The sequence below is a fragment of the Flavobacterium sp. LM5 genome, assembly GCF_002017945.1.
In the GTDB taxonomy this organism is placed as follows: domain Bacteria; phylum Bacteroidota; class Bacteroidia; order Flavobacteriales; family Flavobacteriaceae; genus Flavobacterium; species Flavobacterium succinicans.
The window spans coordinates 150,061-165,756 of the sequence record NZ_MUFX01000006.1 but is presented as its reverse complement, the minus strand read 5'-3'; the positions used below and the strand labels follow the sequence as shown (position 1 = coordinate 165,756).

Sequence of the window (15,696 nt, the reverse complement as noted above, 5' to 3'; positions counted from 1 at the left end):
TAATTCCGAATTTCAATTTATAAGCCTGAATAAAACTTGATAAACTCTCATATCCTACTTCTAAATATATTTCTGACGATTTTTTTTGTTCTTCTTTGAGTAAATGTTGTGCATACTCCAACCTTTTGTTCAAAAAACCATTTTATAGGCGATTCTGCATACTGTTTTTCAAATTCTCGTTTGAAAGTAGACACACTCATGCTACATAAAAAGGCTAATTCTTTTATTGCCATCTTTTTAAAAACAATTCGCTTCAATAGTTTTAATGAACTTTTGGGTTATGTCACTACTTTTTTCTAACAATGAATACAAAAATTCTGTACCATAAATCCCAATCAAATAAAGCATTATCTCTTCAAACTTTACTTTAAGTAATTTCAATTGTATGTTCTTTGGAAGTTTAGAAATAACTAGTAAACTACTCACATAACCTTGAACAAATCGATCGTTTTCAAATGAAAAAACAGATTTGTATTTAGTAGGTTCGTTTTTATCTAATTCATATTTAAGTACAAATTTTGATAAGGCTTCCGTTGTAAAAAACATAAGAACACTTCTGTAATTACTACTTTCTGAAAGCTTTTCAGTCATTAAACAATGTCCCGATTTCATTATCAGAAATTTTGAATTGTCAATTGATAACGAAGAATTATCAAAAACAACTTCTTTGGTTCCCTCTATTAAAAAACTAAATGTGTTTTGATTTAGAATAATTTGTTGCCTAGAAATTACTTTTGAACTACAGTAGTCAAAAACACCAACGGGTTGTAAATCCTCTAAACTTAAATCATCGGGAAGCGTAATTGTGTCCATTCCTTTCTTTGTTTTTCAACTTTAGTGAAGCTGTACCCACAACTACACCATGGCCGTATTTCTTTTGAAAAAAAACCAAATTAGATTCAAGTATTTTTTACACTTACTGTGCTAATGCTTCAGCTTTACTCTCCGTTTTATCGTTTCTTTTATGCTTTGCTTTTTTCTTAAGTGCCTCTTGTTTTCGTTTGATCAAAGTATCCATTTGGTTGCTTCGGGTTTGCAAACGTTTTTCTACTTCTTGAAACATCGCCTTGTAATCCTCGATGGAAGCGGCATAAAATTGATTGTTTTGTGCGAACTGCACACTATCAATTTTGTATTTTTTAAAAATAAAGGCTTTGGGTGTTGTTTTTTGGTATTCGGTTTTAGACAACATTTGATATTTTGACGCCTCTAAAAGAGCCAAATCATAATAAATAGCAATCATGACCGCTCTGTCAATGGGCTTTTTGGGAGCTTTAACGGTCGAATCCTCTTTACAGCTTACCAAAACCATAAGAGCGGCTAAAACAAACAAGGCTTTTTTCATCATTTTATCTTTCAAACAATAAACGTTTTCCAGCTTTCACTTCACTCACTTGTTCATCGGCATACACTAATTGTCCGTTTACAAAGGTATGCGTGATTTTGGAAGTAAAAGTAAAATCCTCAAACGGAGACCAACCACATTTGGCCAAAACATTTTCTTTAGTAACTGTCCACGGTGAATGACTGTCGACAATGACTAAGTCAGCGAAATAACCGGGCTTAATAAATCCTCTTTTCTCAATTTGAAAAAGCAAAGCTGGGTTGTGACATATTTTCTGTACGATTTTTTCAACGCTAATTTTTCCTTGATGATGCGCCTCAAATAGAGCCACCAAAGCATGTTGTACCAAAGGACCCCAGAGGGAGCTTCGGAATATTTTTTACTTTTTTCTTCTAAAGTATGCGGTGCGTGATCTGTAGCAATTACATCAATTCTATCATCATTCAAGGCTTCCCAAAGCGCTTCGCGATCTTGGGCTGTTTTTACTGCGGGATTCCATTTGATAAAATTCCCTTTGGTTGTTAAATCTTCATCCGTAAACCATAAATGATGAATACAAACTTCGGCAGTAATCTTTTTATCTTTTAACGGAATTTCATTGGTAAACAATTCCATTTCTTTGGCAGTGGACAAATGAAAAACATGCAATCTAGCTCCTGTTTTTTTGGCCAAAGCAATCGCTTTTGAGGACGACAAATAACAAGCTTCTTCACTTCGAATCAAATGATGCGCTGTTACAGGAATATCATCACCGTATTGTGCTTTATAGTTGACTAAATTATTTTTAATGGTAGCTTCATCTTCGCAATGTACCGCAATCAATAAAGGAGTACTCGAAAATATTTTTTCAAGAACCGCCTCGTTATCAACCAACATATTTCCTGTGGAGGAGCCTAAAAAGATTTTTATACCCGCAACATTCCTTGGATTTGTTTTTAAAACTTCTTCTAAATTATCATTGGTTGCTCCCATCATAAAGGAATAATTTGCAAAAGAAGCCTTCGATGCAATTTCATATTTTTGGGCCAACAATTCTTGTGTCACAGCATTAGGAACTGTATTGGGCTGCTCTATAAAAGAGGTTATTCCACCCGCAACCGCTGCTCTAGACTCAGATTCAATATCGCCTTTATGCGTAAGACCTGGTTCTCTAAAATGTACCTGATCATCAATAGCACCGGGAAGTAAAAAATTTCCTTCGGCATCAATGACTGTACATTCAGCATTACTAGCGTTGACAACTTCTCCAACCTCAACAATAAGATCGTTTTCAATCAACACTTGACCGTCAAAAATCAAACCTTCGTTTACAATTTTAGCATTCTTGATTACAATTCTATTCATCATATAATTTTTTAAAGTCTTCCAATTAATTGACGCATACGCAAAGAAATCACTCCGAAAACGGCTTCTACAATGATGGAGTTACTCATTTTGGAAACCCCTTTGGTTCGATCGGTAAAAATGATAGGCACTTCGGTAATTTCTAATTTATTACAATAAGTTCTATATTTCATTTCGATTTGAAAAGCATAGCCCACAAATTTAATCTTATCCAAATTTATACGCTTGAGCACCTCGCTTTTGTAACACACAAATCCTGCGGTAGCATCATGAATCTTCATTCCCGTAATCAACCTTACATAAACAGAGGCAAAGTAAGACATCAACACGCGACTCAAAGGCCAGTTCACCACATTTACTCCTGTTACATATCGAGAACCGATGGCTAAATCTGCTCCGCCAAAATGACAAGCATCGTATAATTTTTCTAAGTCGTTAGGATTATGTGAAAAATCGGCATCCATTTCAAAAATAAATTCATATTTACGCGCAAGAGCCCATTTAAAACCGTGAACATAAGCTGTTCCCAAACCTGATTTTTGAAGTCTTTTTTCTAAAAACAATCGTTCGGGATATTCTTCCTGAAGCAGTACCACCTTATCAGCAGTATGATCTGGAGAATTATCATCAATAATTAGAACATGAAAATTTTTATGTAAAGAAAGCGTAGCTCTTATGATTTTTTCGATATTCTCAATCTCGTTATAGGTAGGAATTATAACTATACTATCATTCATATTTGTAGCAATTTCAGGGCAAAAGTAAACTTTTTAAAGCATTTGATTCATATTAAATCGAGAATAAAAAGATTGAAACAAAAAATTAGTAATTTTGCGAGCTATGATGGATCCTGTACTTCAACTGAGAATAATTGAAAACAAAGACTGGGCAACCGCACTGTTTGTATTGTCCTTACTTTTAATTGCCTTTACCAAATCGGCATTTGAAAATCGCTTTAGTGATTTTACCAAATTGATTTATTCTGACAAATACATAAAATTGTATCGGGACAGCATTCATTTGATGAGTGGTTTTACTATTGCATTATTTATTGTTCAAATTATTGCCTTTTCATTTTTCGTGCAACTCTTTTTGAGTTCTTATGGACGTGCTTCAAAAACCGATTGGATGTTATTTATCCAACTCTTCACCTTTATCACCTATTTTGTTTTAGCCAAATTTTTAATTGAAAAAATTATTGCAACTGCTTTCAAGATAGAAGATTTTATGGAGCAATACAACCTGAGAAAAGTAACCTATCGTACTTATATGGGGCTTTTTATACTGCCTCTTGACTTGATTCTTTACTATTATGATGCCTTTTCAAAAGACCTATTTATACCAATTTTTATTATCGCATTGATAATTAACCTCTTTACTTATTTGCTTACAATAAAAAGCTATCAAAATGCAATTATGAGCAAATTGTTTTATTTTATTTTATATCTTTGCGCACTTGAAATAGCACCCTATTATTTTATGTATTATTGGTTTGCAAAAGGAATACTTAGACAATATTAACTATGAAAGTGAAAACAATTTTGGTCTCACAACCAGAACCCAAAGTAGAAAACTCTCCGTACTTTGAGTTACAACAAAAGCATAAAGTAAAAATTGATTTCAGACCTTTTATTCATGTAGAAGGAGTCAACGCAAAAGAAATTCGATTACAAAAAATCGATCTTCACAATTACAATGCTATCATCTTAACCAGCCGTAATGCAGTAGACCACTTTTTCAGAGTTGCTGAAGAAATGCGCTACAAAGTCCCCGAAGATTTAAAATATTTTTGTCAATCAGAAGCTATTGCTTTTTACCTTCAAAAATATGTAGTGTACAGAAAACGCAAAATCTACGTTGGACCAAAAGATTTTGCTGATCTTTCGCCACTGATTAAAAAATACAAGGACGAGAAATTTTTACTACCTGCTTCAGATCAATTAAATGCCGACATACCGGTTACCTTAAATGCTTTAAAAGTAGATTGGACACCCGCTACTTTTTACAGAACAGTAATGAGTGATTTGTCAGATTTGGCCGATGTGTATTATGACGTTTTAGCGTTTTTCAGCCCAACAGGTATCAAATCATTATACAAAAACTTCCCAGATTTTGAGCAAAACAATACTCGAATTGCAGTTTTCGGAAGCACTACTCAGAAAGAAGCTTTAGATCGCGGATTACGAGTAGACATTATGGCTCCCACTCCAGGAACACCTTCAATGACTATGGCTTTAGAAAAATACATCAACGAGGTTAACAAAGGAAAATAACACATCTCAATTCCAAAATATAAAATCCAAATTCCAACTAAAACGGAATTTGGATTTTTTTTATGCAATCAAAACACTTAATGCCTCAAAATATAGCATTTTATAAAAAATCAAAAACATGTAAGTCATTTCAGTTTCTTTTAGGACAAGGAGAGTAAATAAATAGCTCAATAAAGTAATTCAGATCGTTTTAAAAAGTATATCAATAACTTATATTCACTTTTGACCACGAACATTAGTACACTGGCAAAAAAAACTTAGCTGACTTATATGTTTACAACCAAAAGCTTTTGATTTTGGAAAATAGCACCATGAAATTATATTTACTTTCAAATTAAAACCAAAATGACTATTTTAGTTAAAAATTTACCACATGAAAATCAATTCTCTTATAGTTGAAATTGACGGAATCGACAAAGAAATTTTGCGCTACCTCATGGAAGATGCTAGAAAACCCATTTTGCAAATTGCCAATAAAATTGGGATTTCGGGAGCCGCCATTCATCAACGCCTCCGCAAACTTGAACAATCAGGTGTAATATCTGGTTCTAAGTTCACTGTAAACCACAAAGTTTTAGGCTACAATACGATGGCTTTCGTTGGAGTGTATCTCGACAAAGCCGCCCGAAATTTAGAAGCTGTTCGGGATTTAAAAAAAATTCCAGAAGTACTCGAATGCCATTACACCACTGGTAACTGGTCTATTTTGATTAAAATCATTTGTCGAGATAATGAACACTTAATGCAACTTTTGAATTCAAAAATCCAGACTATAGAAGGTGTTTCTAGAACCGAGACATTCATTTCACTAGAGCAACAAATAGAACGACAGATACAACTTTGAGGACAGTGAAAAGTTAGAGGTGAAAAGTGAGAAGTGAAAGGTGAGAAGTGAAAGGTGAGAAGTGAAAAGTGAAAAGTGAGAAGTGAGAAGTGAAAAAATAAAAAATCCAAACTCCATTGAAAATTGGAATTTGGATTTTATTTTTATTGGATTATTCTTTTATTCCCTTCTACCACCCAAATAGATAGAAACATAGTACAACAAAGTCGCTATAGACCCTAAAGCCGCTACTACATAGGTTCTAGCTGCCCATTTTAAGGAATCTTCGGCCCCATCATACTCGGCACGATTAAGCATGTTCTTATTTTTCAACCAAGCCAAAGCGCGATTGCTAGCATCATATTCTACTGGCAAAGTAACAATAGAAAACAAAGTGGTCGCTGCAAAAATGATTATTCCAATCAACAACAAACTTGGAAACGTTTTAATCATTAGAATTCCCGCCAACAAAATCCATTGTACAAATCCAGAAGCCACACTTACAATTGGCACCAACTTAGAACGCATTTGTAACCATTCATAACCTACAGCGTGTTGTACGGCATGACCACATTCGTGCGCCGCTACAGCAGCAGCTGCCGCATTACGCTGATTATATACCGCCTCACTCAAATTGACCGTTTTATCTACTGGATTGTAATGGTCTGTTAATTGTCCTGGAGTCGAAATGACACGAACATCATAAATCCCATTATCTGCGAGCATTTTTTGAGCAATCTCTGCACCGGACATACCGTTTTGCAATTGTAATTTAGAATAGTGTTCAAATTTACTCTTCAATCTTGAACTTACTAACCAGCTGAAAAGCATAATGGCTCCAGCCAAAATCAAATAACCACTTCCCATATTTTTGTTTTTTAGTTTATATTTTTGGTCTCAGTTGTTGACAACAATTTACGAACCAAACTCCAAAAATGCCATTTTGACACGAGTTAAATATTCTTTAAATATTTTAAATCAGTCAAATCTCTTTTTACAATTTTATATAAAATGAAACTAAAAAAAAATAAAAATCCAAATCCACTAAACTGAATATATAAATAAAACCCATTTGACGTATTTTCTTTAAAGAGAGGCAATATTGAAATGAATCCATAAACATATAAGATATAGATAATTGGAGTTAAAATAAAATGGATCGATCTTCTAAATTTATAGAACAACACTAATTGCTTAGTATAGCTTGTGAAATCAGTTGTGAAATCAATTTTTCTAAATTTGAAAATACTTATCGATTCCAAAATAACCCTTACTATGATAACCATTATCATTATCTCTAATCCTTTAATTTGCTTAGAAATTTGACTATTAAAAATAGAATAATAAAAGTAGCTTAAAACAATAACTAATATCGATAGAATTCCAATTGTCCAATAATAATTATTCTTAAGCTTTTTAGCTTTTTGATTAGATTCATCAATAATGTCATTACTATTTCTATTTGGATCAGCTTCTAATTGCTGATTCCACATAGATTTTATTTCGTTAAACTCTTCCATTTTGTACACATTTTGTTAATTTAGACTTAATTCTATGAATTCTCACTCGTAAATTTTCTTCGGTTATACCTATTACTGTTGCAATTTTATCATATTCTAAATCTTCTAAAACCATCATAATAATTAGCTTATTACTTGGCTCTAATTGATTGATACAATTATACATTTTAGAAAACTTTTCTTCGGTTTCTTGTAAATCGGTTACATTATTAATTTCTGGAAATTCATTTGTAACAACTACTTTTCTATTGGAAGCTTTTCTTAAATACATCAAACAAGTATTAGAAGTAATTTTATAAATCCAAGTGCTTAGATTAGATTCATTTCTAAATTTTGATAGATTCTCCCATGCTTTTATAAAAACTTCCTGTGTGACATCTGATGCTATATCATTATCGCCATTAAAATATCCTTTACACAATCGGTATACTTTTGCATAATACAACTGGTATATTGTATCGAAATTTTTATCTTGTTCCAAACTAATTTAATATTTGTTTTATTTGTTTTAAATACCATTCTGGTTGGTCAAACATTACGAAGTGTGCTGCTTTTTCTGCATATAAAATAGTTGCTGAAGGCAAATTTTTATACTGATCATTATACGTTTTAGTTACCATTTCCAAACTTGGATTTGTTGCTGCCAAAATGGTAACTGGCTTTTTTATTTTAGTAATTTCAGATCTTAAATCTAAATTCAGCATATCAACATAGCCATAAATAAATGTCTTTCTATCGGATTGATTCATCATCTCTGCAAGTAACTTTTGCTTTTCTTTATTATTGCACATATACATCACAGATTGATTGTTCATTTTTTGAAAGTCCGCATCAGACATTTTCAACATACTTTTACTTTGAGGATTATCATAAGGAATAACATCGCCTTTATAATTTGGAATCATTAATGCTGCTGAAGCTGGTAGTGCATCTACAAGAATTAATTCTTTAAACCATTGAGGATTACTAGACGCTAACCATAAACTTAAAGTTCCTCCAATGCTATGACCTAATAAAGTTGATTCTGTTAGTTTGTTTTCAACTATATATTTTTCTAAATCTTTTTTTATAGTTTCAAACCAAGGTGAGTCAATAGGCTTAGAATTACCAAATCCTGCAAAAGTAAAGATATAACATTTGTTTGTTTTTGAAATTGCCGCAACAGTTTCATCCCAAACTTGTCCGGTACAACCAAAACCAGGGAATAACAGAACAGGATTCCCTTTTCCTGCTATTTTAACATTGAACGAATTTTGAGAGAACAAATTTGTTGAGCTTAACATGACTACAATTAGTAGTGCAAAAATGGAGTTTTTCATGATTAAATAATTTAAAATTTTCCTTTTGATGCATTGCTATTAAAATTGTTACATCATTTTTCAACCTGTTTTTTAAAAAAAATAAAAAAAACAATGTTTACTAGCATTTATAACCACAAAAAAATCCAAACCCCAATCGTGAAATTGAAATTTGGATTTTTTAAAGTTACAATTTTATGGTTTATCCCACCAAGTTAATAATTTTTCCTGGTACGATAATGACTTTATTTGGGGTTCTGCCGTCTAATTGTTTTTGCGTTCTTTCGTCTTGCATTACGATTTCCTCGATTTGTTCTTTGGTTAAATCCAAAGGCAATTTGATGGTGAAACGCATTTTCCCGTTGAAAGAAACTGGATATTCTTTCTCGCTTTCTACCAAATAGCTGGCTTCAAAGACTGGAAACGGAACCGTAGCAATAGACCCTTCGTGTCCTAACAACGACCATAATTCCTCGGCAATATGAGGCGCATAAGGCGAAATCACAACCGCCAAAGGTTCTAAAATGGCACGAGAATGACAGTTTTGAGCAGACAACTCATTCACACAAATCATAAACTGAGACACTGACGTATTGAAAGAGAATCCTTCAATGTCTTCCGCCACTTTTTTGATGGTTTTGTGTAATGACTTTAAGTTGTCTTTGGTAGGCTCGTCGTTGTTTACAATCAAACCATTTTCATCAAAATACAAACGCCATAATTTTTTCAAGAAACCAAAAACTCCCGAAATCCCTGCTGTATTCCAAGGTTTGGCTTGTTCCAATGGCCCTAAGAACATTTCATACAAACGCAACGTATCCGCTCCGTATTCTGCACAAACATCGTCTGGACTAACCACATTTAACCAACTTTTAGACATTTTACCTATTTCAGTTGTTGCAAATAATTTTTCATTTGACATTTTAATCGCAAACGGAAACATTGTATCCTCTCTTAGTTTCTCAATAATTATTTCAAATGAAATCGGATCAATACTTTTATATGGTATCCTTTTAGGAGTGACATTTGTCGAACGATTTACTATTTCAAATTTTATATCTTCATCTGAAATTTCTTCGTAATCAAACTTCTTCTTAAATAAATCAAGAAATTTTTCTTTAAATAATTCTTCATCTATTAAAAAAGATGAATCAAAAATTAAATCCTCATTTTTGGTGTTTTCTTGATCTTTAAAAATGTTTGAAACTATTTGCAAATCATTATTTGGATGTTTATTAGAATCGACAGAGATATTTACTGTAAAATCAAAATATGGATAATACGCACTCGTCCCCAAAATCATCCCTTGATTAATCAATTTCTTGAAGGGTTCTTCGGTTGGTGCAAAACCTTTGTCTTTTAAGAATTTGTTCCAAAAACGAGAATACAACAAGTGACCTGTCGCGTGCTCGCTTCCGCCAATGTATAAATCCACGCTTTCCCAATATTTCAAGGCATCGGCAGAAGCAAATTCGGTGTCGTTTTGCGCATCCATATAACGCATCCAATACCAAGAACTTCCCGCCCAACCCGGCATAGTGTTTAATTCTAAAGGGAAAATGGTAGCCTCCCCCGACCCCTCCGAAAGAGGGGAGATAAGCTCATTAGAAACTACTTTGTTATTTACAGTATCCCAAGCCCAAGTCGTTGCATTTCCTAACGGAGGCAATCCGTCTTCGGTTGGTAAATATTTCTCAACTTCTGGTAAAACGATTGGCAAATGTTTGGCATCAATCATTTGTGGCAATCCGTTCACATAATACACAGGGAAAGGCTCACCCCAATAGCGTTGACGAGAAAACACTGCATCACGCAAACGGTAATTGATTTTCCCTTTTCCTTGACCTATCGCTTCAAGTTCTGCAATAACTTTTTGAGTCGCTTCTTTATAACCTAAGCCGTTCAAGAAATCAGAATCGATTAATTGAAACCCTTCTTTGGCAGTAAAAGCGCAATCCTCCCCAGCCCCTCCGAAGGAGGGGAGCCAGCTACTGTTGCTGTTCCCCCTTCGGGGTTAGGGGGCTTATTATATTTTTGATGGCTGGCATTCCGTTTTGCCCTTTGAAGAAATTCGCAAAAGCATAATCTCTTTCGTCTCCACAAGGTACCGCCATTACTGCTCCAGTTCCGTAACCCGCCAACACATAATCACCAATCCAAACTGGAATTGGTTCTTTGGTAAACGGATGTTCTGCATAAGCACCCGTAAATACCCCCGAAATAGTTTTCACATCGGCCATACGTTCTCTTTCGGAACGTTTTGCTGTTTTTTCAATATAAGCTTCTACCGCTTCTTTTTGTTCAGGAGTTGTGATTTGAGCCACCAATTCGTGCTCTGGAGCCAAGGTCATAAACGTTACTCCGAAAATAGTATCAGGACGAGTTGTAAATACACTAATCCCCTAGCCCCCGAAGGGGGAACATCAGCGTTGAGTAATTCATGCTTGATGATATTTAAAACACTATCAATATTATTTAAAACCTCTTTATTATTAAAACGAATTACCTTAAACCCTCTTTCATTAAGAACTTTTGTTCTTTCTGCATCAGCTTCTTGTTGAGAATCATGAATTCCTCCATCAACTTCAATCACTAATTTTTTTGAAAGGCAAACAAAATCTACAATAAAATCAGCGATCAGATGTTGTTGTCTAAACTTAAAATCTAAAGCTTTCGACTTTAAATTTAACCACAATATTTTTTCAGCCTCTGTTAGATTATTCCTCATTTCTTTAGCTCTTTCAAGCAATAAATGTGAATTATTTCCTCCCGTCATATAACCCAAAGTTTTTTTAGACTCCGAGTTCTCTTCCCCTTCGGGAAGGATAGGATGGGGAAAGTTACCATCGCCCCAACCGATTTTCCAATCCAGTTTCTCTGACTTTCTTTGATACTTTCGCTCCAGTCAATATCGTTTAAACCTTGCAACAAACGCTCGGCGTAGGCAGAAATTCGCATACTCCATTGTGTCATTTTCTTGCGAATCACAGGATAACCACCACGCTCCGAAACGCCATTCACAATTTCGTCATTCGCCAAAACCGTTCCCAATCCAGGGCACCAGTTTACTTCAGTTTCTGCTAAATACGTTAATCGGTACTGCAATAAAATTTTTTGTTGCTCATCGGATGAAAATGCGTTCCATTCGCTTGCTGAAAAACTAATGATATTGTCATCGCAAACAGCATTTACAGCAGCATTTCCTTCTTTTTCGAATATAGTTATCAAAGTCGAAATATCTTCGGCTTTGTCGGTTTCGTTATTGTACCAAGAATTGAACAATTGAATGAAAATCCACTGCGTATGTTTGTAATAATCAGGATTGGAAGTTCTCACTTCTCTGTCCCAATCGAATGAAAAACCTATTTTATCCAATTGTTTTCGGTAACCCGCAATTGCATTTCCCTCTTTATCTAAACCTCCGTCAATATTGACACGTGTAGTATCTTCTGGACGCTGTCCCGTTTGTATCGCATATTGTTCAGCAGGTAATCCAAAACTATCATAGCCCATTGGATGCAACACATTAAAACCTTGATGTCTTTTGAAACGCGAATACACATCTGATGCGATGTACCCTAGAGGATGACCAACGTGTAATCCCGCTCCTGATGGATAAGGAAACATATCCAAAACATAATATTTCGGTTTATCAGAGTTGTTTTGCGCCGCAAAAGTCTTGTTGTCAGCCCAATATTGTTGCCATTTGGCTTCGATTTCGTTCGGATTGTATTTCATTCGTACCTAGTTTATTGCTTTTTAAAGGTCTTATGCTTTCACTTTCGCTCAAGTCATCCCTTTTTTATATGGTTTTTTTAATAGAATAATGCTTTAGCTTACTCAAGTCTTTGTTCAGTGAAGATTTTTGGCTGACGATTTATAAATCTGTTTTATGTCGATAACAACGAACTAAAAACTATAAACCACAAACTAAAAATGAGCCGCAAATTTACATTTATTGTACGAAAGTTGAAAGTTTGGACGTTATTAACTTCAAATAAAGAATTTGTTTGTTATTTTTACGGCATAATTTAAGTACACTATGAGTTCTAACTTTGACAAATTTCAAAAAAGAAGACTAATTTCCTCTTATTTCTCTGTAGTATTGAGTGTTTTCCTAGTATTGTTTTTACTAGGAACCTTGGGGCTTTTCATCGTGAATTCTAAAAAATTAGCCGATGATTTTAGGGAAAATATCGCCATGACAGTTTTCTTCAAAAAAGAAGCCAATGACAGTACTTTTCAGGCCTTTGAAAAAGAATTAAAAGCGGCTAAATTTCCGAAACAATTTGTTTTTGTTTCCAAAGAAAAAGCAGCAAAAGAACACACCGATATCATTGGAGAAGATTTCCTGACTTTTTTAGGCGAAAACCCACTACAAAATTCGTACGACATCAATCTAAATGCAGATTATGTAGTGCGTGATAGTATTAGCCGTATAGAAAGTCATTTGAGAAAAAACGCTATGATTTCTGACATTGTGTACGACAAACAATTGGTCAATTTAGTAAATGACAACATCAAAAAAGTCAGCATGTGGATTTTGATTATTAGCGGCTTTCTTACCGTTATTGCTGTTCTTTTAATTAATAGTTCTTTACGTCTGTCTATTCATTCGAACAGATTTATCATTAAAACGATGCAAATGGTAGGTGCTACCAAATCATTTATCCGCAAACCTTTTGTGTATAGAAGCATTAAACTCGGTATGATTGGCGCAGCACTGGCCATTATTGGACTCGTTTCTTTGCTATTATATATTGAAACCAACTTCCCGAACTTAGGAATATTAGAAGACCCCTTATCTATTGGCGTAATTCTTTTGGGTGTATTTGGACTAGGCGTATTAATCACATGGCTGAGCACCTATTTCGCAACGCAACGTTTTTTAAACTTAAGAACAGACGATTTATACTAGCACTTCGTTTACTGCAAAATACATTCGATAAAAAAATATTTACAACAGCTTAAGTTGCACTAAAAATGAAAAATAACGAAATAAAAAAGGAATTCCTTTTTGAAAAAACCAATTACATCACTCTATTAATCGGGATTGCCGTAATCACCCTTGGCTTTATTTTAATGTCAGGCGGAGGTAGCGAGGACCCAACTGTTTTCAACGAAGCGATTTTTGATTTCAGAAGAATTCGTTTGGCGCCTACCACTGTACTTGTGGGCTTTGGAATCACGATTTACGCTATTCTAAAAAAATCTAAAAAACAGTAAGTAGCTTTTAGTCCTTAGTAACTAGCTCTTCTACATTTTATACACATAAAAATGAATACATTACAAGCAATTATTCTTGCTATCATAGAAGGAATAACTGAATTCTTACCTGTTTCTTCGACTGGGCATATGATTATTGCCTCTTCCTTTTTTGGAATTGCAGATCAAGACTTTACCAAATTGTTCACTATCGTAATTCAATTGGGAGCAATTCTATCGGTGGTCATTTTATATTTCAAAAGATTTTTTCAATCCTTCGATTTTTATTTCAAATTATTGGTGGCTTTTATACCTGCAGTAGTTTTGGGATTACTTTTGAGTGATTTTATAGATGGCTTATTGGAAAACCCTGTCACCGTTGCGATCTCGTTGTTACTTGGCGGTCTTATTTTATTAAAGGTGGACCAATGGTTCAACACCTCCACCGACGAAAGCGAAAAAGAAATCACCTATCAACAAGCCTTTAAAATTGGTTTGTTTCAATGTTTAGCGATGATTCCCGGAGTCTCTAGAAGCGGAGCAAGTATTGTAGGTGGAATGTCTCAAAAACTATCCCGTACTTCAGCGGCTGAATTCTCCTTTTTCTTAGCGGTACCAACCATGTTGGGCGCTACAGTCAAAAAATGTTATGATTACTATAAAGCAGGATTTACCCTTAGCGACGATCAAATCAATTATTTGATCATTGGTAATGTAGTTGCTTTTGTAGTTGCTTTATTGGCGATTAAAACATTTATCGGATTTTTAACCAAAAACGGATTCAAAATTTTTGGCTACTATCGCATATTGGCTGGACTTGTACTGCTGATAATTCATTTTTTCATTCATCCACTGACAATTATCTAATGACACCGGAAGACTATTTAGAAGGTCAAATCCTATTGATCGACAAACCGCTACATTTTACTTCTTTTCAAGCAGTAAACAAGCTGAAGTATTTACTGATCAATAAAGTAGGTTTACCAAAAAAATTCAAAATTGGTCACGCTGGAACCTTAGATCCTCTCGCTTCTGGTCTACTATTAATTTGCACCGGAAAATTTACCAAACGCATTACCGAATTACAAGGACAAGCCAAAGAATATACTGGTACTTTTCATATTGGAGCTACTACTCCATCCTATGATTTAGAAACAGAAATAGATCATCATTACCCAACTGATCACATTACAGAAGCGTTGATACACGAAACTTTAAAACAATTTTTGGGTGAGATTGATCAAAAACCTCCTATTTTTTCTGCCATAAAAAAAGAAGGCGTTCGCTTATACGAACACGCAAGAGCTGGAGAAACAGTGGAAATTGCTAGTCGAAAAACTACGATTTACGAATTTGAAATTACTAGAATTGCTTTGCCTGAAATTGATTTTCGAGTAGTTTGCAGCAAAGGCACCTACATCCGTTCCTTAGCTTTTGATTTTGGCAAAGCTCTACAATCCGGCGCACATTTAACGGCTTTACGACGCACCAAAATTGGAAACTACGCGGTTAAAAATGCGGTAACTCCTTCCGTTTTTGAAGAGCAATTAGCCAACAAATAAAAAACACATTACAAAGTCTATCTTTTAGAGCTTGCAATGTGTTTTAAAAAAAATAAACAAAGTACTTTTTAAACCATACTTTTTTTGTTTTTAACGATTGGGGCTACACCGTGAATTAATAATGAATTGTGGTTTTTCCTCCAAACAATAGGGAAGAAACAAAATCATAAAACTTTTCAAAAATCTTTTTCATAAGGATGTTTTTTAAATTGTGATACACTATTTTAAACACCAATAAAAAAGTAAATTAATGAAATAGACTTGGATAGCTTTCGCTAATTTACAACAATTATTCTTCCAAAAGAAAAAAAACAAGTCAAAATTTC

At 34.1% G+C, this 15,696-nt stretch carries 15 protein-coding genes and 2 pseudogenes; 7 read left to right on the top strand and 10 right to left on the bottom strand.

The window, feature by feature from the left end; genetic code table 11:
• From BXU11_RS15870 to BXU11_RS15855, 5 genes and pseudogenes are all read right to left on the bottom strand, one after another.
• Nucleotides 1-813 (bottom strand): annotated as a pseudogene (locus BXU11_RS15870) (helix-turn-helix domain-containing protein); the annotation flags it as partial.
• A 103-nt stretch (nt 814-916) separates the two neighbouring features.
• On the bottom strand, nt 917-1,360 hold the full coding sequence (locus tag BXU11_RS15865) for a DUF4296 domain-containing protein (RefSeq protein ID WP_139363495.1): 444 nt from the start codon (nt 1,358-1,360) through the stop codon (nt 917-919).
• Entirely contained in the window at nt 1,350-1,598 is a 249-nt protein-coding gene (locus tag BXU11_RS18160; RefSeq protein ID WP_223253752.1) for an amidohydrolase family protein, read from the bottom strand. The genes BXU11_RS15865 and BXU11_RS18160 overlap by 11 nt, the downstream gene beginning before the upstream one ends.
• Complete coding sequence (locus BXU11_RS15860; RefSeq protein WP_223253751.1) at nt 1,541-2,692, bottom strand: dihydroorotase; 1,152 nt, start codon at nt 2,690-2,692, stop codon at nt 1,541-1,543. The genes BXU11_RS18160 and BXU11_RS15860 overlap by 58 nt, the downstream gene beginning before the upstream one ends.
• A gap of 8 nt (nt 2,693-2,700) precedes the next feature.
• Nucleotides 2,701-3,426, bottom strand: a complete 726-nt coding sequence (locus BXU11_RS15855) for a polyprenol monophosphomannose synthase (protein ID WP_024981888.1) — start codon at nt 3,424-3,426, stop codon at nt 2,701-2,703.
• Nucleotides 3,427-3,529: 103 nt separating this feature from the next.
• Between BXU11_RS15855 and BXU11_RS15850 the strand changes: the two genes are divergently transcribed.
• The 3 genes from BXU11_RS15850 (at nt 3,530) to BXU11_RS15840 (ending at nt 5,806) form a co-directional block, all read left to right on the top strand.
• Nucleotides 3,530-4,210: a DUF4271 domain-containing protein gene (locus BXU11_RS15850; protein ID WP_139363524.1), complete on the top strand. Its 681-nt coding sequence runs from the start codon at nt 3,530-3,532 to the stop codon at nt 4,208-4,210.
• A gap of 2 nt (nt 4,211-4,212) precedes the next feature.
• On the top strand, nt 4,213-4,962 hold the full coding sequence (locus tag BXU11_RS15845; protein ID WP_024981886.1) for a uroporphyrinogen-III synthase: 750 nt from the start codon (nt 4,213-4,215) through the stop codon (nt 4,960-4,962).
• 373 nt (nt 4,963-5,335) lie between these two features.
• Nucleotides 5,336-5,806 carry an Lrp/AsnC family transcriptional regulator gene (locus BXU11_RS15840; RefSeq protein ID WP_078213239.1) on the top strand — a complete coding sequence of 157 codons (471 nt, stop codon included), beginning with the start codon at nt 5,336-5,338 and terminating at the stop codon, nt 5,804-5,806.
• Between the two features lie 159 nt (nt 5,807-5,965).
• Here the strand turns inward: BXU11_RS15840 and BXU11_RS15835 are convergent, their stop codons facing one another.
• From BXU11_RS15835 to BXU11_RS18155, 5 genes and pseudogenes are all read right to left on the bottom strand, one after another.
• Nucleotides 5,966-6,652, bottom strand: a complete 687-nt coding sequence (locus BXU11_RS15835; RefSeq protein WP_024981884.1) for a zinc metallopeptidase — start codon at nt 6,650-6,652, stop codon at nt 5,966-5,968.
• Nucleotides 6,653-6,738: 86 nt separating this feature from the next.
• Entirely contained in the window at nt 6,739-7,305 is a 567-nt protein-coding gene (locus tag BXU11_RS15830) for a hypothetical protein (RefSeq protein WP_078213238.1), read from the bottom strand.
• Nucleotides 7,292-7,786 carry an RNA polymerase sigma factor gene (locus tag BXU11_RS15825; RefSeq protein ID WP_078213237.1) on the bottom strand — a complete coding sequence of 165 codons (495 nt, stop codon included), beginning with the start codon at nt 7,784-7,786 and terminating at the stop codon, nt 7,292-7,294. The genes BXU11_RS15830 and BXU11_RS15825 overlap by 14 nt, the downstream gene beginning before the upstream one ends.
• Before the next feature lies 1 nt (nt 7,787).
• Nucleotides 7,788-8,624 carry an alpha/beta fold hydrolase gene (locus tag BXU11_RS15820; protein WP_078213236.1) on the bottom strand — a complete coding sequence of 279 codons (837 nt, stop codon included), beginning with the start codon at nt 8,622-8,624 and terminating at the stop codon, nt 7,788-7,790.
• Between the two features lie 181 nt (nt 8,625-8,805).
• Nucleotides 8,806-12,341, bottom strand: a pseudogene (locus BXU11_RS18155) (leucine--tRNA ligase).
• Between the two features lie 304 nt (nt 12,342-12,645).
• Between BXU11_RS18155 and BXU11_RS15805 the strand changes: the two are divergent.
• From BXU11_RS15805 to truB, 4 genes are all read left to right on the top strand, one after another.
• On the top strand, nt 12,646-13,521 hold the full coding sequence (locus BXU11_RS15805) for an ABC transporter permease (protein WP_024981882.1): 876 nt from the start codon (nt 12,646-12,648) through the stop codon (nt 13,519-13,521).
• Nucleotides 13,522-13,586: 65 nt separating this feature from the next.
• Nucleotides 13,587-13,829: a DUF3098 domain-containing protein gene (locus BXU11_RS15800; protein WP_024981881.1), complete on the top strand. Its 243-nt coding sequence runs from the start codon at nt 13,587-13,589 to the stop codon at nt 13,827-13,829.
• Between the two features lie 51 nt (nt 13,830-13,880).
• Nucleotides 13,881-14,675: an undecaprenyl-diphosphate phosphatase gene (locus BXU11_RS15795; RefSeq protein WP_024981880.1), complete on the top strand. Its 795-nt coding sequence runs from the start codon at nt 13,881-13,883 to the stop codon at nt 14,673-14,675.
• A complete protein-coding gene (truB, locus tag BXU11_RS15790) occupies nt 14,675-15,370 on the top strand; it encodes a tRNA pseudouridine(55) synthase TruB (protein ID WP_078213234.1) in 696 nt (231 codons plus the stop codon). Before BXU11_RS15795 ends, truB begins: the two co-directional genes overlap by 1 nt.
• Nucleotides 15,371-15,696 lie beyond the last annotated feature (326 nt).